Origin of the sequence: Streptomyces chiangmaiensis, from assembly GCF_036281785.1 — a bacterium.
Classification (GTDB): domain Bacteria; phylum Actinomycetota; class Actinomycetes; order Streptomycetales; family Streptomycetaceae; genus Streptomyces; species Streptomyces chiangmaiensis.
Map to the genome: position 1 here is coordinate 1 of NZ_JAYWVC010000699.1, position 669 is coordinate 669.

Annotated in this window: 1 protein-coding gene; it reads right to left on the minus strand. The window is 61.4% G+C overall.

Annotated features, from left to right (window positions below; all coding sequences use genetic code 11):
• The coding region (locus VXC91_RS46495; RefSeq protein WP_329513351.1) for a sigma-70 RNA polymerase sigma factor region 4 domain-containing protein at positions 1-261 on the minus strand (261 nt) is incomplete at its 3' end.
• Positions 262-669: the final 408 nt, after the last annotated feature.

Consider the following 669-nt stretch of genomic DNA (forward strand, 5'->3'; position numbering starts at 1 on the left):
GTCATCGCCAGCGAGCTCTTCTAGGTCAGCGGACGAGCTGACGATCTGGAGCCAGAAGTGGATGCGTCGGGCCCGACGAGCGACGGCATCCGGCGTCAAGTCAAGAAGCTCTCCGATCTCTCGATATGTCCGCCGCATGACGAACCGTTCGATGAAGATCGTGCGCCCTTCCTGGCCCAACAGGCTCAACATTTCCTCAAAGGTGCCTTCGATACGGGCCGTCCTGAGGGTGGGATCACGATGGCTTCGACGGCGACTCATGCTGTCCCCTCCGCTTCCTCTTCGAGACGGAGCTTGCTTTGAGGAGCGCTCGGCAGTCCGTGCGTATCGGCCGCCCGGTCAAGGTCCCACGGTTCCGTACCTCCCGGAGTCGTGAGGTCTCCCGACACTTGCGCGGTCCTCTCAACACGACGCAGTGCGCCACGTGGTACGAGTCTGGCAAGAGCCGTTACCAATTGGGCCGTGGCCGCAAGGACTTGCGGCAGGTCCTCAGGTCGAGCCTTCCTGACCACGGCTTGCACGATTACCAGGGTGACGATTGCCACGATCAGCACGGAAGCGATTGGGATGATCACGAACCAGAGTGGCAGCCCTAGATAAGTGTTGGGCGACGACCATTCGCTCGACAACGGGTTCCTCCAGGAAGCAAGAAGGCCCCCGACCTTGAGG